Genomic DNA, 19275 nt, shown 5'->3' on the forward strand with positions numbered 1-19275 from the left:
TCTGTGCTTTGTGGACGTATCCCTTTAGCCTGGCCTGCATGATTGATCTGCGCAGGCTGAACGTGCTGCGCGCGCTCGCCGAGCACGGCACCGTGACCGCGACGGCTGCCGCGCTGCATCTGACGCCCTCCGCCGTCTCCCAGCAGATCCGGCAGCTAGCCCGCGACCTCGACGTGGAGCTGCTGCGTCCGGAGGGGCGGCTCGTACGGCTCACGCCCGCCGCGCGCCTGCTGCTGCGGCACGCCGACACGCTGTACGCGCAGTGGGAGGTGACCCGGGCCGAGCTCGCCGCGCAGAACGAGTCGGTGGCCGGCACGCTGCGGCTGTGCGGGGTGTCCTCGGCGATCGCGGCGCTGGCCGCACCGGCGGTGGCGGGCCTGCGCGGTTCGCACCCCGGTGTGACACCGCTGATCATCGAGGAGGAGAGCGGCGACTGCTACCGGCTGCTGCTCGCCGGCGAGACCGACATCGCCCTCGTGCTGCCCGGCCCCGACGCGCCGCCGGTCACCGACCGCCGCTTCGCGCATGTCCCGCTGCTGCACGACCGGCAGGACCTGCTCGTACCGGAGGGGCACCGGCTGGCCCGGCCCGAAGGGGTGCCGCTGGCGGAGGCCGCGGAGGAGGGGTGGATCGTCAAGAAGCGGAACAACGACACGTATCCGCTGCTGACCGTCGCCTGCGCGGCGGCCGGATTCAGCCCGCACATCACGCACCAGGTCAAGGAGTGGTACTCGGTCTCCGCGCTGGTCGAGGCCGGGCTCGGGGTGTGCCTGCTGCCGCGGATCGTGCCGGTGCCGTCCCGGCACGCGGTCGTACGGGTCCCGCTGCGCGGTGAGCCCGCGCCGGCCCGCCGGATCGTGGCGTGCGTACGGCCGGGCAGTGACGAGCATCCGCTGGTGGCCGCGGGGCTGGCGGCGCTGCGGAGCGCGGCGCGCGAAGCCGGTGGCGTGGAGGGGCCCGACTTCGCGCGCGTGACCGGGGAGGCAGGAGGCGGTCCCGCCTCCCCGGCGTATCAGGGCCCCGGCTGACGCCGCCGGGCCCGTTCGGCCGGCGAATCGGCAGGTGCGGGGCCCGCGTTCAGGCCCGTACGGTTCAGCCGAGCCCGCTGTTGATCGCGCTCACCAACTCGCCGTTGGCGGTGTCTCCGCTGAACTCCCAGAAGAACGCGCCGCCCAGGCCCTGCTGCTTCGCATAGGCCATCTTGCTCTGGACGGTGCTCGGGGTGTCGTAGCTCCACCACTGGTTGCCGCAGTGTGCGTACGCGGTGCCCGCGATGGTGCCGTTCGAGGCGCAGCGAGGCTTGATCGTCTTGTAGTCCTCGATGCCCTGCTCGTACTTGCCCGGCGCCGGCCCGGTGGCGGTGCCGCCGGGTTCCTTCTGGGTGACGCCGGTCCAGCCGCGGCCGTAGAAGCCGATGCCGAGCAGCAGCTTGTCCGCCGAGATGCCCTTCGCCTTGAGTTTCTGGATGGCGTCGTCGGAGTTGAAGCCCTGCTGCGGGATGCCGTCGTACGAGTTCAGCGGCGAGTGCGGCGCCGTCGGGCCCTGTGCGGCCCAGGCGCCGAAGAAGTCGTACGTCATCACGTTGTACCAGTCGGCGTACTGCGCTCCGCCCGCGTAGTCCGCCTTGTCGATCTTGCCGCCGTCCGAGGCGTCGGCCGTGATGGCCGCGGTGACCAGCTGGTCGCCGAACTTGCTGCGGAACGCCTGCATCATCGTCTTCATCACGGCGGGGCCGCTGGTGTCACAGGTCAGGCCGCAGGCGTTGGGGTACTCCCAGTCCAGGTCGATGCCGTCGAACAGGCCCTGCCAGCGGGGGTCGTTGACGAGGTTGTAGCAGGACTCGGCGAAGGCCGCCGGGTTCTGCATGGCCTGGCCGAAGCCGCCGGACCAGGTCCAGCCGCCGAAGGACCAGAGGACCTTGATGTTGGGGTTGGCCTTCTTCAGCTTCAGCAGCTGGTTGAAGTTGCCGCGCAGCGGCTGGTCCCAGGTGTCGGCGACGCCGTCGACGCTCTGGTCGGCGGTGTACGCCTTGTCGATGGCGGCGTAGCTGTCGCCGATGGTGCACTTTCCGCCCTGGACGTTGCCGAAGGCGTAGTTGATGTGGGTGATCTTGTCGGCGGAGCCACTCGTGACCATGTTCTTCACGTGGTAGTTCCGGTCGTAGACGCCCCACTCGGTGAAGTAGCCGAGCTTGACGTGCTCGCCGGGCGGCTGCGTGCTGCCGCCGGTGGTCTTCGCCTTCAGCGTGCCGCTCGCGGGACCGCGCTGCCCTGCGGTGTCCTCGGCGGTGACGGAGTACGCGTATTCGGTGCCCTTGAGTAGGCCCGTGTCCTTGAACGAGGTGCCGGTGACGGCGGCGACCTCGGTGCCGTTGCGGAAGACGTGGTACTTGCTCACGCCCTTGTCGTCGGTGGCCGGCGACCAGCTCAGGGCGATGCTGGTGTCGGTGACCTCGCCGGTCTTGAGTGCGCCGGGTGCCGAAGGTGCGGGGTCGCCGGGCTCGCCGGAGCCGTCACAGGGCAGCCCGTTGATCTTGCAGTTGCTCGGTTCGCCCGGGCCGCTGCCGTTGAAGCCGATCGTGGTGCTCTTGCCGGGCGCCAGCGACTTGTTCCAGGACGACGGGGTGGCCGTGTAGTGGTTGCCGTCCTTGGCGATCGAGGCGTTCCAGTGGGACGCGACGGTGGTGCCGGCGGGGAAGTCCCACTCCAGCTTCCAGGTGTCGATGGTGGTGGTGCCGGTGTTCTCGACGGTCCACTGACCACCGAAGCCGGTGCCCCAGTCGGACGTCTTGATGAATGTCGCGGATGCCTTCTCGTCTGCCTGGGCTGGGGACGCCAGGGTGACGAGCAGGCCGACGGGCAGCGCGAGCGCTACCGCGAATGCCGTGAGTCTGCGCTTGAAGCGTCGTGCGGTTCCAGATCTCAAGGGCGCTCCTCGAGTTGGTCCGGAAAACCCGGAGGGGACGGGAAGGGACCTGCGCCGCCTTGCGAACGCGTGTGGGGCACGCTCACCGCAGTTTCTCGGGAGACTAAAGAGGTCTGGACCAGTGGTCAATAGGTCTGGACCATATAGGTGTTCGAGGCTTGATCGCGGGGCCTGCCCCGGTGGCCCCGCGCCCGCTTCCCCGCCGCGCTCCGGGCGCCGTTACGCCGGACCGATCCCCAACTCCTGTGCCAGCACCGCCGCTTGCGTCCTGCTGCGCAGCTCCAGCTTCCGCAGCAGTCTGCTGACATGCGTCTTCACCGTCGCCTCCGCCATGTCCAGCCGGTCCGCGATCTCCGCGTTCGACAGCCCCTCGCCGAGGCAGCCGAGCACCTCGTGCTCGCGCGGGGTGAGTTCACCGAGGCCGGCCGGGGCCTGCTGCGGCGTCCGTACGGCACGGGGGCGGGCGAACTCGGCGATCAGCCGCCGCGTCACCGCCGGGGCGATCATGCCCTCGCCGCGCGCCACCGTACGGACCGCGTCGATCACCGCCACCGCCTCGCTGTCCTTGAGCAGGAAGCCGGCGGCACCGGCGCGCAGCGCCCCGAAGACGTACTCGTCCAGGTCGAACGTGGTCAGCACCAGCACGTCCGCCAGCTGCTCGGCCGTGACCAGGCGGGTGGCGGACACCCCGTCGAGCCGCGGCATCTGCACGTCCATCAGCACGACGTCCGGGCGCAGTTCGCGCGCGAGCCGCACCGCCTCCTCGCCGTCCGCCGCCTCCCCGACGACCTCGATGTCGCCCGCGCTGCGCAGGATGAGGAGCAGCCCGGCCCGTACGGCCGACTGGTCCTCGGCGACCACGACGCGGATCGTCCGCTCTGACTCGTCGTTCACTCGTGCTCCTCGGTGCTGCCTGTGCTCTCGGTGCTGCGTGTGCTCCTGCGACGCGTGTGCCCTCCGCACGCCGCGTGTGCTCCTGCGCACGTGATTCCGCCCGCCGTACGCGACCCGGCTACGGCTCCTCCACGGGCAGTTCGGCCCGTACCTCCCAGCACTTCGCCCCGTCCGGCGTCGTGACCGGGCCGGCCTCCAGCGTGCCGCGGAGCAGCTCCACGCGCTCCCGCATGCCGATCAGGCCGGCGCCCGAACCGGGCGCGCGCGGGCCCAGGGAGCCGCCGAGCGGGCTGGTGACGCGTACGACGAGGGGGCCGCCGCGGCGCCCGTCGGCGCGCTCGACGCGCACGGTGACGGCGCCGGGGGAGGCGTGCTTGAGCGCGTTCGTGAGCGACTCCTGCACCACGCGGTACGCCGCGAGCTCCACCGGGGCGGGCAGGGCGCGGATCTCGGCGGCGGCGTCCGCGCGCCCGTCGGCCAGCGTGAACGTGAAGCCCTCCGCGGCCGCGTCGCGGGCGCGCGTGAGCAGCGCGTCCAGCCCGTCCAGCGTGGGGGAGGCGGCGGCGTCCCCGTCGTCCGGGCCCTCCACGTCCCGCAGGATGCCGATGAGGCGGCGCATCTCGGTCAGCCCCTGCACGCTGTTCTCGCGGATCACGCCGAGCGCGTCGCGGGTGGCCGACGGGCCGGTCTCGCTCTCGGCGAGGGACAGCGCGGCGGTGGAGTGGATCGCGATCGCGGACAGGTGGTTGGCGACCATGTCGTGCAGCTCGCGGGCCATGCGCGCCCGTTCGGCGTTGACCGCCTGCGTACGGTCCATCTCGGCCAGCAGCGCGGTCTGTTCGGCCCGCAGCCGCTCGGACGCGGCCTCGTCGCGGTGGTCCCGTACGACGACGCCGGTGAACGCCGGGCCGATCGTGATCAGTCCGACGCTGACACCGATGAACAGCGACTCGGGCGTACGGACGACCACCAGCGGGACGAGCACGGCGAACAGCGTGACCAGCACGGTGATCCACGGCAGGCGGCGGGAGAGGGCGCGGCTGCCGTAGAGCACGGCGGCGTACATCAGGTCGGTGAACATCAGCACCGTCGGGATCAGCGTGCCCACGGCGATGTCCGCCACCAGCGCGGCCGTCCCGATGAGCAGGCCCGAGTACGGTGCCGTACGGCGCAGCAGCTCCGCCGCGGCGATCACCGCCAGCGGTACGAGCGCGAGCGATCCGGGCAGGTCCACCCCCGGCCAGCTGCCCTGCAGCCCGACGCTCCACGCGAGCACGCCGCCGCAGAGCCCCGCCAGGGCGATGAGCACGTCGTCGCGCTCCGGACGGAGCGCGTGGAACGACGGCCGCGGGAGGGACGGGCGGTGCGGGTGTGGCATGGGTCCATGACAGCACGCGGCGGCCCTGATCCGCGTCGCCTCACGGGCGTACATCGAACGATGCAGCGCGGGATCGTAGCTGGTGAGGACGTACTGGCGGGCTGTGCGCGGGAGTCTGGAGACGAGTCGCGGGTCATCCCGGCCGGAACCCTCCGAGAGGAGCGTCAACGTGCTCGTCGCCTTGATCGTCGCTTGTGAGATCGCCTTCTGGGTGCTGCTCGCCGCCGGCCTGGGGCTGCGCTACCTGGCCAGGATGCCGCGTACGGGAGCCGCCGTGCTCTTGTGCGAGCCGCTGCTCGAGGTGATGCTGCTGATCGTGACGGCGATCGACCTCAAGAACGGTGCCGAGCCCGACTGGAAGCACGGCCTCGCCGCCGTCTACATCGGCTTCACGGCCACCCACGGGCACTACATGATCAAGTGGGCCGACGGTCACTTCGCGCACCGCTTCGCGGGCGGCCCGCCGCCGGTCAGGCGGCCGAAGTACGGGATGCCGCGGGCGATCCACGAGTGGAAGATGTCCCTCCGCGCGATCGGCGCCGCGGCGATCGCCGCGGCCCTGCTGCAGGCCGCCGTCTGGTACGTCGACAACGCCGGGCAGACGGAGTCGCTGCGCGCCTGGCAGGCGAAGATGGGCATCGTGGCGGTGGTCAGCCTGATCATCGCGGTCAGCTACACGATCTGGCCGAAGAAGGCGCCGCTCGGCGCGGCCGCGGAACAGCCGCGGCACGAGACCGTACGGCACTGAGGGGCGCTTGAGGGGCGCTGACGGCCGCCCGGCGCGGGTCAGCGGTGGCTCAGCGGCCGTTCAGCGGTGGCTCAGCACGTTGACCACTCGGCCGTTGGGGTCTCGGACGAAGAAGCGCCGTACGCCCCACTCCTCGTCCTGCAGCGGGTGCACGATTTCGGCGCCGCTCGCCCGCACTTCCGCGTAGGCGGCGTCCACGTCGTCCACCTCCACGCTCAGATCGGGCGTGACCGGCGCCGTCATGTCCCCGGTCATGACGCTGACCTGCGCCGTCGGCACGGTCGGGGAGGCGAACGTCACGATCCAGCCCTGGTTCATGACCTCTTCGAAGCCCAGCAGGCCGTAGAACTCCCGGCTCTCCTCCGTGGCCTCGGACCGGATGTTGGGCACGACACGGCGAACGGACATCTTCGGTGACTCCCTGTCAGAACGTGGCCGGAACGTGGCCGGTGGTCCCGCGCTTCAGCGGTTCTCGCCCGGCACCCACAGCACGTCGCCGACCTCCTTGTTGGCCGTGCGCGCGAGGATGAACAGCAGGTCGGAGAGGCGGTTCAGATACGTCGCCGTCAGCGGGTTCATCACGTCCCCGTGCTCCGCCAGCGCCGCCCACGTCGAGCGCTCGGCGCGGCGTACGACGGTGCACGCCTGGTGCAGCAGGGCCGCGCCGGGTGTGCCGCCCGGGAGGATGAAGCTGCGCAGCTTCTCCAGATCCGCGAGGAAGGTGTCGCAGTCCGCCTCCAGCTTGTCGATGTAGCTCTGCTCGACACGCAGCGGCGGGAACTCCGGGTTCTCGGCGACCGGGGTGGCCAGGTCGGCGCCCACGTCGAACAGGTCGTTCTGCACCCGTACGAGGATGGTGCGCACCTCCTCGGGCAGCTCGCCCAGCGCGACCGCGACCCCGATGGCGGCGTTCGCCTCGTTCGCGTCGGCGTACGCGCCGATGCGTGCGTCCGTCTTGGCGGTGCGGCTCATGTCGCCGAGCGCGGTGGTGCCGTCGTCTCCGGTGCGGGTGTAGATGCGCGTCAGGTTGACCATGGGGGAAGCGTAGCCCGTACGCCGCCGGGGGCAGGGGCTGCGCTCCCTACGCGCCCGCCCTGCGGAAGAGGCGCGTGCCGAGCGTCATGGACACGGCGGCGAGCAGCACTGCGACCCCGGCGCCCAGCGCCACGGTGCCGCCGGTGTAATCGCCGACGAACGCCGCCCGTACCGCGTCCACGAGATAGCGGAACGGCACGAAGTGCGAGACGACGTCCAGCCAGGCCGGTGCGAGCGCCATCGGCAGCAGGATGCCGGAGAGCAGCATCGCGGGCAGGTTCACGGAGTTGACCACGGGCGCGAACTCCTGCGGCGAGCTGACCCGCATGCCGAGCGCGTACGACAGCGACGCCAGCGACATCGCCAGCACGCCCACGAAGAGGAAGCCGATGGCGACGCCCAGCACGGGCGCGCGGAGCCCGAGCGCGACCCCGACGAGCACCAGCACCAGGGACTGGACGAGGAGCTGGAGCGCGTCCCGCAGCAGCCGCCCGAGGAGCAGCGCCAGCCGGCTGACGGGCGTCACCCGCATCCGCTCGATGACGCCGTACTGCTTCTCGATGATGATGCCGAAGCCCGCGAACGCGGAGCTGAACAGCCCGAGTTGGACGAGCAGCCCGGGAATGAGGATCTGCCACGAGTCGCCGCGCCCGCCCAGCGGCATGTCCCGCAGCAGCGGTCCGAAGAAGACGAGGAACAGCATCGGCTGCAGCAGCCCGAAGATCAGCGAGAGCCGGGAGCGGACCGTCTGGCGCAGGCAGCGGCCGAAGATGATGCCGGTGTCGGCGAGCATGTGCTTGGTGTCGGTCATGGTGCCGCTCCTCAGACCGCGACGGGCGCGTCGTCGTGCGGCGCGGCGGTGCCGCGTCCGGTGATGGCGATGAACGTGTCCTGCAGGGACGCCTCGGGCGAGCCGCCGTACTCCCGCTTCAGCGACTCCGCCGTGCCCTCGGCCACGACGAGGCCCTGGTCGACGATCACCAGCCGGTCGGCGAGTGCGTCGGCCTCGTCGAGGTAGTGCGTGGTGAGGAAGATCGTCATGCCCAGTTCGGCGCGCAGCCTGCGTACGAGGTCCCAGAGGTCGGCGCGGCTGCCCGGGTCGAGGCCCGTGGTGGGCTCGTCCAGGAAGAGGACGCCGGGCCGGTGAGTGAGGCCCATCGCGATGTCGAGCCGGCGCCGCTGGCCGCCGGAGAGCGCCGAGCACTTGCGGTCCAGCAGCTCCGTGAGGTCCAGCTCGGCGGCCAACTCCTCCGTACGGGCCGCCGCTTCGGCCTTGGACAGCCGGTACAGCCGGGCCTGCGTGGTGAGTTCCTCGCGGGCGGTGACGTTCGGGTCGACGCCGCCGGACTGGGCGACGTAGCCGATACGCGCCCGTACGCCCCCGGGGTCGCGGGCCAGTTCGCGGCCGGCGACGGTCGCGGTGCCGCCGGTCGGCGGAAGCAGCGTGGTGAGCATGCGGAGGGTGGTGGTCTTCCCGGCGCCGTTCGGGCCGAGGAAGCCGAGGATCTCGCCGTTCCCGACGGTCAGGTCGATACCGCGGACGGCCTCGACGGTGCCGGTCTTGGTGTGGAACGTCCGGGTCAGCCCGCTGGTGCTGATGGCGGGACCGCCGGCGGGTGCGCCCGCGGCACTGGTGGAAGGAGGCATGACAGCAGAAAAGCAGAGCAGCTTAAAGTTTGCAATGACTATAAAATTTGGGCGGCCCTAAGGTAAGATGCCCCCATGACGGGCCTCAGGGAGCGGAAGAAGCAGCAGACGCGGCAGCTCATCTCGGACGTCGCGACGGGCCTCTTCCTCGAGCGCGGCTTCGACGCGGTGACCATCGCGGAGATCGCGGAGGTCGCGGACGTGTCGGTGAACACGGTCTACAACTACTTCCCGGCGAAGGAGGACCTGTTCTTCGACCGGGAGGACGAGGTCATCGACCGGTACTCTCGGTTCGTACGCGAGCGCACGCCCGGCCAGTCCGCCACCCGCGCCGTCCTGGAGCGGCTGCGCGCCGAGGTGCACGACCGCAGCCCGGTGCTCGGACTCGCCGACGGTTACGACCGGTTCCTGACCGTCGTACGCGAGTCGACCGCGCTGATGGCGCGGCTTTCGCTGCTGCACTACCGCATCACCGAGTCGCTCGCCGCGACCCTCCGCGAGGAGAGCGGCGCCGCGCCGGACGACCCCAGGCCCGACCTGGTGGCGCAGCAGTTGATAGGAGTGCACAACGTCGTCGTGGGCGGCGCGGGCCGCGGTTCGCTCACGGGCCTGCCGCCGGACGAGATCGCCGCGCAGATGCTCGTACGGCTCGACGAGTACGAGGCGCTGCTGAGCGACACCGTGCTCAACTACGCGACGCGCCCCGCGAGATGAATCCGCGGGGCGGAATGAGCACCAACCTCACGGATCGGACGCCCGTAGTGTGATGTCCGCCATGTGAGACGTGATGCGTGTCTCTTCACGCTCCATTGGTGCGCGTCAAAGCGCTAAAGTCCGCCACACACAACGTTCGGGAAAGGTGGGTGTCGTGGCGAAGAAACTCGCCGTCATCGGAGCCGGGCTGATGGGTTCCGGTATCGCGCAGGTCTCGGCCCAGGCGGGCTGGGACGTGGTCCTCCGCGATGTGACCGACGAGGCACTGAGCCGCGGCACCGACGGAATCAAGGCGTCTTACGACAAATTCGTGAGCAAGGGCAAGCTGGCCGCGGACGACGCGGCGGCGGCCCTCGCCCGTATCAGCACGACCACCGATCTCGACGCCGCGGCCGACGCCGACGTGGTCGTCGAGGCCGTCTTCGAGAAGATCGAGGTCAAGCGTGAGATCTTCGCCACGCTCGACCGCCTGGTGAAGGACGAGACGATCCTCGCCTCCAACACCAGCGCCATCCCGATCACCAAGATCGCGGCGGCGACACGGCGCCCCGAACGCGTCGTGGGCACCCACTTCTTCTCACCCGTGCCGATGATGGCGCTGTGCGAACTCGTACGCGGCCACAAGACCAGCGACGAAACCCTCGCCGCGGCCCGCGAGTTCGCCGAGTCCACCGGCAAGACCTGCGTCGTCGTCAACCGCGACGTCGCCGGCTTCGTCACCACGCGGCTCATCGCGGCGCTCGTCGTCGAGGCGGCCAGGCTGCACGAGTCCGGCGTCGCCTCGGCGGAGGACATCGACACCGCCTGCAAGCTCGGATTCGGCCACGCCATGGGCCCGCTGGCCACGGCGGATCTCACGGGCGTCGACATTCTGCTGCACGCCGCGGAGAACATCTACACCGAGTCGCAGGACGAGAAGTTCGCGCCGCCGGAGCAGATGCGGCGCATGGTCGACGCCGGCGATATCGGCCGCAAGAGCGGTCAGGGCTTCTACCGGTACTGAGTTCGCCGATGCCGCCCGGCGATTGCCGGACGGCGCGGGAACACGGGAACGCGTAACACGGGGAAACGGGAACACGGAGCGGTACGGCTCACCCCCAGGGGTGAATTCGGCACCGGTCCGGGCACAGACGGCAACTTCACTGCCCGTCGGGCAGTCAGTTGTGGTGAGACATCCAGACGTAAAGGTCCAACGCGCGCATTCACTATTCCGGGGAGCGGTTATGCACATCACGGGCGACCACGCAGAGCTGGTCGTCGGAGGCCGACTTGATGTCCGCAGTGCCGCGGACGCCCGTACGGCCCTGCACTCCGCCGTGGACTCGGGACGCGGCGACCTCGTCCTCGACCTCGCGGCTCTCGACTCCTGGGACGCGACCGGGCTCGGCGTCATCATGGGCGCGCACCGTCGCGCCGGCCGCTGCGGACGGCGGCTCGTCCTCCGCGACGTGCCGCCGCAGATGCAGCGGCTGCTGGTGGCCACCCGGCTGCACCGCATCCTCGCTATCGAAGGAGGAACCGGGGCGGGGCCCGGCTCCGCGGCCACGGCCCCCGCTCCCGAAGCACCGGCCACCGCTCCCGCGGACGCCGTACGGGCCGGACAGGTGCAGATCCTCACCAAGCCGTGACGTACGGGACCGTGCCGACGCCACCGAGGCTCCGGGATACTGTGCTGCGGAACGTGGTGTGCTGCCGAAATCAGTGTCATGGGGGCGGAGGTCATGGTTCAGCACGAGAGTGAGCAGCCCGCCGGCGAGGAGCCGTACGAGCAGGGCAGCGACGCGCCCGCCCGTACGGTCGAGCTGATAGCGGGCGACTATCTGCTGACGCTCAACCCCGTCGACGGCAGCGAGATCGAGCCCTGTCCGCCCGGCCGGCGGCCCGGCCGCCCGCGGAAGCGCGCACCAGAGGACCGGCCCGGCCAGAGCCGGCCCGGCCACTCGCTGAGCGGCGCAGCCGCCGTCACCTCCGGGCGGCCCCCGCTGCTGGAGCGCGAGGAGGAGCGCGAACGGATCGGCGCGCTGCTGGCGCACGGCCGTTCGGTACGGCTCACCGGCCCCTCCGGCTCCGGCCGCAGCGTGCTGCTGGACGCCGTCGCGGACGACATCGCCGAGTTGGCGCCCGACGGAGTGGTGCGCCTGAACGGCCACCGGCGCTCCGCCGACGACCTTCTGTACGCCCTCTTCGCCGCCGTGTACGACGCCCCGCTCGTGCGCCCGGACCGCGAGCAACTCCTGGAGGCGCTGAGCAACGTCGGCGCCGTCGTGCTGCTGGACGACCTCGAGTTCGGCGGCGCCGCGCTCGACGAACTCCTCGACGCCACCCCCGAATGCGCCTACCTCGTCGCCGCCACACCCGAGGTCCCCGCGCCCTCGCCGCAGTCCCGGCTGGAGGAGATCTTCCTCGCCGGGCTCAGCCGCACCAGCTGCGTGGAGCTGCTGGAGCACACCGTGCGGCGGCAGTTGGCGGACGACGAGTCGGACTGGGCGGGCGACCTGTGGTTCGAGAGCGAGGGGCGCCCGCAGACCTTCGTACAGGCCGGTGCGCTGCTGCGGCAGCGCGAGCCCGTACAGCCGGACCAGGCGCACGGCGCGCTGCCCCTGCCGGACGCGCGGGGCACCGCGTACGGCCTCGCCGCGATGCTCGCCGCCGGGCTGACGGCGGCCGCACAGGAGACGCTGCGGTTCGCCGTCGCGCTCGGCGGTGAACTCCCGCACCACTCGCACCTGCCGGCCCTCGTCGGCGACCCGCAGGCCGACGGCGCGCTCGGCGAGCTCACCGCCTCCGGGCTGGCCAGCTCCGCCGGCGCGCACCGCCGGCTGGCCGCCGGAGTCACCGCGGAGCTGGCCGCCGCCGGGTACGGGGAGGGCGCGGAGGCACGCGTACGGGCCACCGCCCAGCACTACGGCTGGTGGGTCGCCCACCCCTCCGTGACGCCCGAACGCGCCGTCGCCGAGGCGGAGACGCTCGTCGCCGCCCTCCACGGCGCCCAGCGCGGCGGACGTCCCAGCGCGGCGGTGCTGCTCGCGCACGCGGCGGCGCCCGCGCTCGCCGCGGGGCTGCACTGGGGCGCCTGGGAGCGGGTGCTGCGCGGCGGCCAGGAGGCCGCACGCAAGTCGGGCGAGGTCGCCGAAGAGGCGTACTTCCACCACGAGTTGGGCGTCCTCGCGCTGTGCGCGGGAAACCCGGAGCGGGCCGGCACGGAGCTGGAGGCGTCGATCGCGCTGCGCGGCGTGCTCGCCGACCGGCGTGGCACGGTCGCGGGCCGCAGGGCGCTGGCGCTGGTCACCGACCGGCTGCTGGCGCTGGGCGGCGCACCGCCGCCGGGCGGGACGTCGAACGGGCCGGGAAGCGCGCCGGGGAGGACTTCGGGGAACGGTTCGGCGAACGGAACCGGCCACGGCGCGGGGAACGGCTCCGGCGCCGGCCGGCACCGGAAGGGCGAGCCGGTACGGGGACCGGGGCCGGGCCCCGGCCCGGTGCACGTGCCCTCGCCCGAGGCCGTACCGGAAGGCGACGGGACGACCGCACCCGGCGCCGTACCGGTGCCGTCGGCCGTGGCGGGGCCCGGACCGGAAGCTGAACGGGGGCCGGGGGCAGGCCCGTCGGCCGACCCCGAGTCCCGGACCGACCAGGTGCCGGTGCCGCCCGTGCTGCCGCTCGGCGGCACCACGTCGCCCGCGGAGAGCCTGGACACGCTGGTCTCCCGTACGCCCGCGGCGGGTTCGTCGGCTTCTTCCGGCCGCGGCGACGGCGGCGCGTCCACCCGCGGCCTCGCCGCGCGCAACACCCGCCGCAACGCGTTCGCGGCCAGCGCGGGCGCCCTGCTGGCCATCGTGCTGGGCACGGTCGTCACGGTGAGCACCACGTCCGACGACGGCAAGGACTCGTCGGACACGGTGAAGCCCGACCAGTCCTCCTCGCAGCCGGAGACGGACGCGGGCGACGACAGCGAGACGCCGTCGGACACGCCCGGCAAGGACGAGCCGGGCAGCCGTACGCCCTCGGAGCCGGGGTCGTCCGAGCCGGAGGCACCCGCGCCGACCAGCGAGTCGTCGTCGCCGCCGGAGACGTCGAAGCGCCCGTCGCCGAGCAGCAGTTCGTCCAGACCGCCGAGCACGCCGGACGATCCTCCGTCGTCACCGGACGACCCGCCGTCGTCGCCCGACGATCCGCCGAGCACACCCGACGACCCGCCGTCGACCCCGGACGACCCGCCCAGCACGCCGGACGACCCGCCGACGTCGACCCCGGAGGACACGGCGCCGGAGACGAGCGCGCGGGTGGCGGACGGCGGCAGCCAGGAGCCGAGCGCGAGCGCGTCGTAACGCGGCGGGCGCCGTACGGCTCAGCGCCGTACGGCTCGGGGTCGTGCGCTCAGAACAGCCGCAGCTTGTCGTCGTCGACGCCGCGCAGCGCGTTGTAGTCGAGCGTGACGCAGGAGATGTCGCGGTCCGTCGCCAGCACCCGTGCCTGCGGCTTGATCTCCTGCGCCGCGAACACGCCCTTCACCGGGGCCAGATGGGGGTCGCGGTTGAGCAGCTCCAGATAGCGGGTCAGCTGCTCCACGCCGTCGATCTCGCCGCGCCGTTTGATCTCGATCGCGATCGTCGTGCCGTCCGCGTCGCGGCCGAGGATGTCCACCGGGCCGATCGCCGTGGGGTATTCACGCCGGATCAGCGACCAGCCCTCGCCCAGCGTCTCCATCCGGTCGGCCAGCAGCTCCTGGAGGTGTGCTTCCACGCCGTCCTTGATCAGCCCAGGGTCGACGCCCAACTCGTGCGAGGAGTCGTGTAGCACCTCCTCCATCGTGATGATGAGCTTCTCTCCGCCCTTGTTCTCCACCGTCCACACCGCGCCCTCGTCCGTCTCGTCCTCCTTGACGGAGCAGGGCGGGGACATCCAGTTGAGCGGCTTGTACGCGCGGTCGTCCGCGTGCACGGAGACCGATCCGTCGGCCTTCACCAGGATGAGGCGCGGCGCCGAAGGGAGGTGGGCGGTGAGCCGGCCCGCGTAGTCGACTGAGCAGCGGGCGATGACGAGTCGCATGGTCGGTCACGCTACTGGACAGCGCGCCCGGCACGCGATTCGGGGCCCGCCGCCCCGCCTCCGGTACGCGCTCAGGATTGGCTTGTTGTGTACGCCATCACCTGGTGGCATTCGTACGGTCAGGCTTACGCTACGCAGCGGGGGCGTCGCCGTCCGGAATTGCGTGACCCAGGCGGGGCTCCCCCTCACGTCCGTGAGACCCCGGCTCCCCGGGGTCGCGAGAGGAGTACTCATGTCGCTCGACGTCTCACCGGCCCTCCTCGAACAGGCTGAGCGAGGCGAGGTCGATGAAGCGGACTTCGTCGACTGCGTCCGTACTTCCCTGCCGTACGCATGGGAAATGGTCAGCTCACTGGTGGCGCAACTCAAGGTGGACGGTGGTGAGTTCGCCGACAACCAGACACCTCCGCCGGACGAGCAGGCCCGCGGTCAGCTGCTGCGCGCGCTCGCCAGTGACGCGATACGCGGCGCGCTGGAACGTCACTTCGGTGTCCGGCTCGCCTTCCAGAACTGCCACCGGGTGGCGGTCTTCCCACTGGACAGCTCGGTGGACGACCGGCTCGCGCGGTTCACCTCGGTGCGCGGCCAGCTGCTCAACCAGTCGCCGGAGCTGCGCGACTGCTGAGGCAGGCCGGCGTACGGGCCGGACACCGGCCCCACCGCACCGAGCCGACGGAACCCACACACCCGGCCAACCCACCGAACCGACCCGCCGAGCCGACTCCCCGGAGGCCACACCAGTGCACAGACGTCACCGCGCGTCAGGGCGACTGAGACCCCGCGACTGAGATCCGAGAGAGGATGACGGCGCTGCCGCTGCTCACCGGAGGAGCGGCAGCACGTCACTGCCCAGCCGCTGTACGTTCGCCTCCGTGGCCGCAAGATCACCGCTACCCTCAACCAGCAGAGCGAAACGGCTGATTCCTGTCATTTCAGAAGTCTCCGCGAGCCGGTCCGCGCACAGCCGCGGCGGGCCGACGGGGTGCAGTCCGCACAGCAGTTCCGTGTAGCCGAGGGGGTCGCGCGGCTGCCGTTCCCGGCCGTCCACCGTCCGGTGCGCGGCCAGCCCTTCGCGCAGCCAGCCCGGCATCGCCTTGGTGAGCGCCTCGGCGGCCTCCTGCTGCGTGTCCGCCAACTGCACGACGCCCGCGGACACATGGCGCGCGGCCGCCTCGGCGACCACGTCCGCGTCCTGCCCCGCCGCGAGCGCCTCGCGCCGCCACAGGTCCGTCATGGCGGCCTTCTCCTCGTTCCCGCAGTGCATGCCCAGCAGCATGGGCAGCCCGCGCCGGGCGGCGAGCCGTACGGTGCCGGGGGAGGTGCAGGCGACGACGACGGGCGGCGCCTCGGCCGCCTCCCCGAGCGGCTCGTCGGCGCGCGGTACGACGGGGACCTCGCGGAAGTGGTACCGCGCGGCGCCCGCTTCGGCCCTGTCCGCGTCCGCGTCCGTGCCAGTGCCTGTGCCAGTGCCAGTGCCAGTGTCTGTGCCTGGGTCCGCGCCCTCGCCCGCGCCGACCCGCGGTTCGCGGAGCCAGCGCAGCAGCAGGTCCAGCGCCTCCGGGAAGCCGCGCTCGTACGCCTCCAGACCCCCGCCGAACACCTCAAGGTCCACCCACGGGCCGCCCCTTCCCACGCCGAGCGTGAACCGGCCGCCCGACGTGAGGTGCAGCAGCGCCGTCTGCTCGCCGAGCGCCACCGGGTGCGCGTTCGGCAGCACGCTGACGGCCGTGCCGACCCCGATCCGCCGGGTGCGGCCGAGCAGCAGCGCGGCGAGGGTCACCGCCGACGGACACACCCCGTACGGCACGAAGTGGTGCTCGGCCAGCCACACCGCGTCGAGCCCGGCGTCCTCGGCCTCCTCCGCGGACCGTACGGCGCGGTGCAGCGCCTCCCCGTGCCCCTGACCCGGAAACTGCGCGGCCAGCACGAAAGCTCCAACTCGCAAGGTCATCCGCCTCCTTGGGCGTTCAGCCAGGTTCTCTCAGGTTCTCCCGGTGGCATTAACGCGTGACACGTGCCAAAGGCACGGGCTGGCATGAAAATCGTTCGATGAGTCCGGCGCGCGGGGTCAGTACGCTGGTGGCACGGCCGCCGCGCGGCCGGTCAGCCAGCCCCCGGCCCAGTGAGGTGTCCTGTGTCCCCGCGCCGTAATCACCGCCGCGGCGGTGCGAAGCCCGCCGCCCGCAGCGACGACGGCGCGGACGGCGCGGACGCGGGTGTGCGCTACGGCCTGGAGCGCACGGAGGACTGGCAGGGCGAGGAGTGGGTCGTACGGCAGGTCGGCGGCTCGGCGGCCAAGCGGTACCGCTGCCCCGGCTGCGACCAGGAGATCCCGCCCGGCGTACCGCACGTCGTCGCCTGGCAGCGGCACGGACAGGTGGACGACCGGCGGCACTGGCACAAGGCGTGCTGGAACGCGCGTGACCGCCGGAGCGCGCGGCTCCAGCGGTCACGTAACGCGCCGAGATATTAGGGATTCAGCGGGCGGGTCCGTGCGGCTCATCGGCCCGGGTCAGCGCCGGCGCTGCTCTCTCCGCCCGCGTGCGTGCGTACGAATACGCTCGGCCGCTTCCCGTACGGCTACACGTCGCGCGTGTTCAGCAGGGCGTACGCGGCGGTGAGCGCCGCCGCCGTGACGCCCGCCAGGATGCCCAGCAGCGGCCAGCCCGAGGCGTTCGACTCGTTGCTCATGGGGATGCCGAAGAGGGTGGCGAGGCCGTTCAGCGGGGAGTAGTCCATGAGGCCGTCGCGGATGGGCTTCAGGCTCTCGCCGATCATGAATGCCGACAGGATCGGCGGCAGCAGCACGATGCCCATCATGGCCGTGATCGCGCCCGCCGAGTGGCGCAGCAGCGAGCCCACGGCCAGTGACAGCAGCCCGAGCAGGGCGACGTACAGGCCGGCGCCGACGGTCGCGTCCAGCCACTCGTTGCTGGTGGCGATGAGCTCGCCGTTCTCGATGGAGTCCTCGACCAGGTCGTTGACCGGGATCCCGGGCTTGACGGTCTGGCCGCTGAGCATCGCCGACTGGATCATCGCCGTGAGCACGCAGGCCAGCGTCGTCATGACGAAGGCCAGCAGGAAGAAGATCAGGGCCTTGGCCATCAGCACCCGGCCGCGCTGCGGACAGGCCGTGAGGGTCGTACGGATCATGCCGGTGCCGTACTCGGACGTGACCACCAGCACGCCGAGCGTGATGATGCAGATCTGGCCGAGCATCAGCCCGAAGAGGCCGCCGGCGAGCAGCGGCATGTCGATGTAGCCGCCGTCCTCGGCGGCGAGCCCGACGGCGCTCAGCAACCCGACGCCGACGACGAGCGCGAACATGAGGCCCAGCGTCCACATCGTGGAGCGCACCGAGCGGATCTTCGTCCACTCGGAGGCGATGGCGTGCCCGATGTTCGTCTTGGTGATCGGGATGGGGGACGAGTAGCCGCCGCCAGCCGGCGCGGGCGGCGGTGGCGCGGCCACCTGGCCGACCGGCTGCTGCTGGTGCTGCTGCTGGTACGGCGTGGTCATCGGGCGTCCTCGGGGTTCGTCGTGGCGGGCGGAGCGGTGGGCGCGGCGGGCGGTGCCGATGCCGGGGCCGGCGGGCCCTGCCAGCCGGCCTGGGTGGCGGCGTACGGGTCGGGCTGCCCCTGCGGCTGCGGTGCCTGCTGGGGTGCCTGCTGCGGGGGCGCGTAGCCGCCGGGACCGGGTGCCCCGTACGGCGCGCCCCCGGGCGGCATCGCACCCGGCGGCATCGCCCCGGGCGGGAACCCGCCCTGCGGGACGGCTGCGGCCATCTGCAGGCCCGAGCGCTGGTCCACCGTCGAGCGGTAGTCCTCCGCGCCCTGCGTCATGCGCATGTACGCCTCTTCCAGCGACGCCTGGTGCGGCGACAGCTCCCACAGCCGTACGTCCGCCGCGTGCGCCAGATCGCTGATCCGCGGCAGCGGGACGCCCGTCACGCGCAGCGCGCCGTCCTCCTCCGGCTGCACCTGGCCGCCCGCCTCGGCGAGCGCCGAGGTGAGCTTCTCGCGCTGCGCGGTGTCGCCGTCGGGCGTGCGCACGCGGGCGAAGCCCACCGAGTTCTGCGTGATGAACTCGTTCACGGACGTGTCGGCCATCAGCTGCCCGCGCCCGATCACGATCAGATGGTCCGCGGTCTGCGCCATCTCGCTCATGAGGTGGCTGGAGACGAAGACCGTACGGCCCTCGCTCGCCAGCCGCTTCATCAGGTTCCGGACCCACAGGATGCCCTCGGGGTCGAGACCGTTCACCGGCTCGTCGAAGAGCAGCACCTGCGGGTCGCCGAGCAGGGCGGCCGCGATACCGAGGCGCTGGCCCATGCCGAGGGAGAAGCCCTTGGAGCGCTTGCGGCCCACGTCCTGCAGTCCTACGACGCCCAGCACCTCGTCCACGCGGCGGGCCGGGATGCCGGACAGCTGCGCGAGGGACAGCAGGTGGTTGCGCGCGTTGCGGCCGCCGTGCACCGCCTTCGCGTCCAGCAGTGCGCCGACCTGGCGGGGCGCGTTCGGAAGCTGTCTGAAGGTGTGGCCGCCGATGGTGACCTGTCCCGACGACGGGGTGTCGAGCCCCAGGATCATGCGCATCGTCGTGGACTTCCCGGAGCCGTTGGGCCCCAGAAAGCCGGTGACGGCACCGGGCCGCACCTGGAAGGACAGGTTGTAGACGGCTGTCTTGGCACCGTAGTGCTTCGTCAGGCCGTACGCCTCGATCATGCTTCGCCTCTGAACGCAGTTAGGGGCGGATCCCGCCCCCCGACAAGGCTTAGGAGGCTACAAGGCGTCCTTGCGGTTCCATCCGGCGGGGAACGATCCGCTTACGGCCGCGCCGCCGTCGGCCCTTCCGCCGTAGCGGCGCGCGACCACAGTGTGCCGGG

The 19275-nt window shown here is 71.8% G+C and carries 18 protein-coding genes and 1 pseudogene; 8 read left to right on the forward strand and 11 right to left on the reverse strand.

What is annotated here, in order from left to right; all coding sequences use genetic code 11:
* Positions 1 to 38 precede the first annotated feature (38 nt).
* Positions 39 to 1028, forward strand: a complete 990-nt coding sequence (locus DVA86_RS20600; RefSeq protein ID WP_208880361.1) for a LysR family transcriptional regulator — start codon at positions 39 to 41, stop codon at positions 1026 to 1028.
* A 64-nt stretch (positions 1029 to 1092) separates the two neighbouring features.
* Here the strand turns inward: DVA86_RS20600 and DVA86_RS20605 are convergent, their stop codons facing one another.
* From DVA86_RS20605 to DVA86_RS20615, 3 genes are all read right to left on the reverse strand, one after another.
* Complete coding sequence (locus DVA86_RS20605; protein ID WP_208880363.1) at positions 1093 to 2925, reverse strand: glycoside hydrolase family 18 chitinase; 1833 nt, start codon at positions 2923 to 2925, stop codon at positions 1093 to 1095.
* 219 nt (positions 2926 to 3144) lie between these two features.
* Complete coding sequence (locus DVA86_RS20610; RefSeq protein ID WP_208880364.1) at positions 3145 to 3819, reverse strand: response regulator; 675 nt, start codon at positions 3817 to 3819, stop codon at positions 3145 to 3147.
* Between the two features lie 118 nt (positions 3820 to 3937).
* Positions 3938 to 5197, reverse strand: a complete 1260-nt coding sequence (locus DVA86_RS20615; RefSeq protein WP_208880366.1) for a sensor histidine kinase — start codon at positions 5195 to 5197, stop codon at positions 3938 to 3940.
* A gap of 169 nt (positions 5198 to 5366) precedes the next feature.
* On the opposite strand from DVA86_RS20615, the gene DVA86_RS20620 reads away from it, so the two are divergent.
* A complete protein-coding gene (locus DVA86_RS20620) occupies positions 5367 to 5945 on the forward strand; it encodes a hypothetical protein (protein WP_208880368.1) in 579 nt (192 codons plus the stop codon).
* 60 nt (positions 5946 to 6005) lie between these two features.
* Here DVA86_RS20620 and DVA86_RS20625 read toward each other — a convergent pair whose 3' ends face one another.
* From DVA86_RS20625 to DVA86_RS20640, 4 genes are read right to left on the reverse strand one after another with little or no spacing between them, the layout of a single operon-like run.
* A complete protein-coding gene (locus tag DVA86_RS20625) occupies positions 6006 to 6353 on the reverse strand; it encodes a VOC family protein (RefSeq protein WP_208880369.1) in 348 nt (115 codons plus the stop codon).
* A 54-nt stretch (positions 6354 to 6407) separates the two neighbouring features.
* Positions 6408 to 6980: a cob(I)yrinic acid a,c-diamide adenosyltransferase gene (locus tag DVA86_RS20630; RefSeq protein ID WP_208880371.1), complete on the reverse strand. Its 573-nt coding sequence runs from the start codon at positions 6978 to 6980 to the stop codon at positions 6408 to 6410.
* Positions 6981 to 7026: 46 nt separating this feature from the next.
* Positions 7027 to 7791: an ABC transporter permease gene (locus tag DVA86_RS20635; protein WP_208880373.1), complete on the reverse strand. Its 765-nt coding sequence runs from the start codon at positions 7789 to 7791 to the stop codon at positions 7027 to 7029.
* An 11-nt stretch (positions 7792 to 7802) separates the two neighbouring features.
* Positions 7803 to 8627: an ABC transporter ATP-binding protein gene (locus DVA86_RS20640; protein ID WP_208880375.1), complete on the reverse strand. Its 825-nt coding sequence runs from the start codon at positions 8625 to 8627 to the stop codon at positions 7803 to 7805.
* 75 nt (positions 8628 to 8702) lie between these two features.
* Between DVA86_RS20640 and DVA86_RS20645 the strand changes: the two genes are divergently transcribed.
* The 4 genes and pseudogenes from DVA86_RS20645 (at position 8703) to DVA86_RS20660 (ending at position 13669) form a co-directional block, all read left to right on the forward strand.
* Positions 8703 to 9341, forward strand: coding sequence for a TetR/AcrR family transcriptional regulator (locus tag DVA86_RS20645; RefSeq protein WP_208880376.1), 639 nt, complete (start codon positions 8703 to 8705; stop codon positions 9339 to 9341).
* A gap of 154 nt (positions 9342 to 9495) precedes the next feature.
* On the forward strand, positions 9496 to 10344 hold the full coding sequence (locus DVA86_RS20650) for a 3-hydroxyacyl-CoA dehydrogenase family protein (protein WP_208880377.1): 849 nt from the start codon (positions 9496 to 9498) through the stop codon (positions 10342 to 10344).
* A 220-nt stretch (positions 10345 to 10564) separates the two neighbouring features.
* Positions 10565 to 10867, forward strand: a pseudogene (locus DVA86_RS20655) (STAS domain-containing protein); the annotation flags it as partial.
* 195 nt (positions 10868 to 11062) lie between these two features.
* Positions 11063 to 13669 carry an ATP-binding protein gene (locus tag DVA86_RS20660; RefSeq protein WP_208880381.1) on the forward strand — a complete coding sequence of 869 codons (2607 nt, stop codon included), beginning with the start codon at positions 11063 to 11065 and terminating at the stop codon, positions 13667 to 13669.
* A gap of 49 nt (positions 13670 to 13718) precedes the next feature.
* Here the strand turns inward: DVA86_RS20660 and nucS are convergent, their stop codons facing one another.
* A complete protein-coding gene (gene nucS, locus DVA86_RS20665) occupies positions 13719 to 14390 on the reverse strand; it encodes an endonuclease NucS (protein ID WP_208880383.1) in 672 nt (223 codons plus the stop codon).
* Between the two features lie 232 nt (positions 14391 to 14622).
* Between nucS and DVA86_RS20670 the strand changes: the two genes are divergently transcribed.
* On the forward strand, positions 14623 to 15015 hold the full coding sequence (locus tag DVA86_RS20670; RefSeq protein ID WP_208880384.1) for an SCO5389 family protein: 393 nt from the start codon (positions 14623 to 14625) through the stop codon (positions 15013 to 15015).
* Between the two features lie 195 nt (positions 15016 to 15210).
* Here the strand turns inward: DVA86_RS20670 and DVA86_RS20675 are convergent, their stop codons facing one another.
* Positions 15211 to 16335: an LLM class flavin-dependent oxidoreductase gene (locus DVA86_RS20675; protein ID WP_208884932.1), complete on the reverse strand. Its 1125-nt coding sequence runs from the start codon at positions 16333 to 16335 to the stop codon at positions 15211 to 15213.
* 189 nt (positions 16336 to 16524) lie between these two features.
* Between DVA86_RS20675 and DVA86_RS20680 the strand changes: the two genes are divergently transcribed.
* Positions 16525 to 16863, forward strand: a complete 339-nt coding sequence (locus tag DVA86_RS20680; protein ID WP_208880386.1) for an ATP/GTP-binding protein — start codon at positions 16525 to 16527, stop codon at positions 16861 to 16863.
* Between the two features lie 107 nt (positions 16864 to 16970).
* Here DVA86_RS20680 and DVA86_RS20685 read toward each other — a convergent pair whose 3' ends face one another.
* Together DVA86_RS20685 and DVA86_RS20690 are read right to left on the reverse strand one after the other, a co-directional pair.
* Positions 16971 to 17909, reverse strand: coding sequence for an ABC transporter permease (locus DVA86_RS20685; RefSeq protein WP_245996824.1), 939 nt, complete (start codon positions 17907 to 17909; stop codon positions 16971 to 16973).
* Positions 17906 to 19114: an ABC transporter ATP-binding protein gene (locus DVA86_RS20690; protein ID WP_208880387.1), complete on the reverse strand. Its 1209-nt coding sequence runs from the start codon at positions 19112 to 19114 to the stop codon at positions 17906 to 17908. Before DVA86_RS20690 ends, DVA86_RS20685 begins: the two co-directional genes overlap by 4 nt.
* Positions 19115 to 19275 lie beyond the last annotated feature (161 nt).

Source organism: Streptomyces armeniacus (assembly GCF_003355155.1).
GTDB classification, from domain to species: Bacteria; Actinomycetota; Actinomycetes; order Streptomycetales; family Streptomycetaceae; genus Streptomyces; species Streptomyces armeniacus.

Coding starts and splice junctions, on each gene's coding strand:
- DVA86_RS20600 (WP_208880361.1), top strand. CDS start 39: ATGATTGATCTGCGCAGGCTGAACGTGCTGCGCGCGCTCGCCGAGCAC.
- DVA86_RS20615 (WP_208880366.1), bottom strand. CDS start 5,197: ATGCCACACCCGCACCGCCCGTCCCTCCCGCGGCCGTCGTTCCACGCG.
- DVA86_RS20625 (WP_208880369.1), bottom strand. CDS start 6,353: ATGTCCGTTCGCCGTGTCGTGCCCAACATCCGGTCCGAGGCCACGGAG.
- DVA86_RS20630 (WP_208880371.1), bottom strand. CDS start 6,980: ATGGTCAACCTGACGCGCATCTACACCCGCACCGGAGACGACGGCACC.
- DVA86_RS20635 (WP_208880373.1), bottom strand. CDS start 7,791: ATGACCGACACCAAGCACATGCTCGCCGACACCGGCATCATCTTCGGC.
- DVA86_RS20640 (WP_208880375.1), bottom strand. CDS start 8,627: ATGCCTCCTTCCACCAGTGCCGCGGGCGCACCCGCCGGCGGTCCCGCC.
- DVA86_RS20645 (WP_208880376.1), top strand. CDS start 8,703: ATGACGGGCCTCAGGGAGCGGAAGAAGCAGCAGACGCGGCAGCTCATC.
- DVA86_RS20660 (WP_208880381.1), top strand. CDS start 11,063: ATGGTTCAGCACGAGAGTGAGCAGCCCGCCGGCGAGGAGCCGTACGAG.
- nucS (WP_208880383.1), bottom strand. CDS start 14,390: ATGCGACTCGTCATCGCCCGCTGCTCAGTCGACTACGCGGGCCGGCTC.
- DVA86_RS20670 (WP_208880384.1), top strand. CDS start 14,623: ATGTCGCTCGACGTCTCACCGGCCCTCCTCGAACAGGCTGAGCGAGGC.
- DVA86_RS20685 (WP_245996824.1), bottom strand. CDS start 17,909: ATGACCACGCCGTACCAGCAGCAGCACCAGCAGCAGCCGGTCGGCCAG.
- DVA86_RS20690 (WP_208880387.1), bottom strand. CDS start 19,114: ATGATCGAGGCGTACGGCCTGACGAAGCACTACGGTGCCAAGACAGCC.